Source organism: Arsukibacterium sp., assembly GCF_036735525.1.
Lineage (GTDB): Bacteria > Pseudomonadota > Gammaproteobacteria > Enterobacterales > Alteromonadaceae > Alishewanella.
In genome coordinates this window covers 2,949-3,952 of sequence record NZ_DAINOE010000150.1, presented here as the reverse complement: position 1 = coordinate 3,952, position 1,004 = coordinate 2,949, and the positions used below count along the sequence as shown (strand labels likewise).

General features: G+C 50.7%; 1 protein-coding gene. It reads left to right on the top strand.

Annotated elements, in window-relative coordinates; genetic code table 11:
- Positions 1-1,004, top strand: a 1,004-nt coding sequence (locus V7D78_RS16415; RefSeq protein WP_333609537.1) for a tetratricopeptide repeat protein, incomplete at both ends; no start/stop codon positions are given.

Below are 1,004 nucleotides of genomic sequence, written 5' to 3'. Positions count from 1 at the left end.
CCAGTGCCTGGCGTTTAAAGCCGATGAGCGGCCGCAGACGATGCAGCAGGTGGCTGGGTTGTTAACACAGCAGGTTGCGGTGCAGGGCAGCGCTGCAGCGAAACCACAATCTAACACTGAACCTTTATATCAACCTGAGCCAGCGCCGGTATCAGCAAAATCTGCAGCAGTGAAAGGCAAATCTTTACGCTGGCCGTGGCTTTTGGCCAGCGTTTTGTTGGTCACGCTGTTGGCGGGTTATGGCTTATACCCGCTGTATAACGATTATACTGCGCAGTCCTTGCAATTAAAGTTGGAAAGCAACAGCGCCAAGCCGCTGAGACTGCAGGCCGATGAGGCCTATTATGACAGAGACAACAAAGTGGCGGCTTTTCCTATTTATGTTCAGGCTGCTGAACAGGGTAGTGCCTACGCTGATGCGCAATTAGCCAAAATGTATGCCCAGGGCTGGGGAGTAACTGAAAACCCAGAGCTGGCAAAGCAATACAAGACAATAGCAGAGCAGAAATTTGCACAATTACATAAACCTGATGGCTATACCTATTTTTTATTAGGAGGTATGGCAGACTATGTTGACGGGGATGCGGCTACGGCAGTGCAGTATTATCTCCAAGGTGCCAATCTTGGGCATGCGGCTGCGCAAAGCAACCTGGGTTTTAAATACCATCAGGGACAGGGGGTGGAGCAGTCATACGCTGATGCGGTAGCTTGGTACCTTAAGGCGGCAGAGCAAGGCCTCAGCAATGGCCAACATAATTTAGCGGTGATGTACCGTGATGGTTTGGGTGTCGAGCAATCTGATTCTGAAGCGTTAAAGTGGTTTCGCCGAGCAGCAGAGCAAGGTTATGCCAGGGCTCAAGTTAGTCTTGGTTGGATGTATTCTAATGGTCGTGGTGTGACCAAATCTGATACCGAGGCTGTTATGTGGTATCGCAAATCGGCCGAGCAAGGCAATGCCCAGGCGCAAAATAACCTTGGTACCATGTATCAAAATGGGCGTGGCG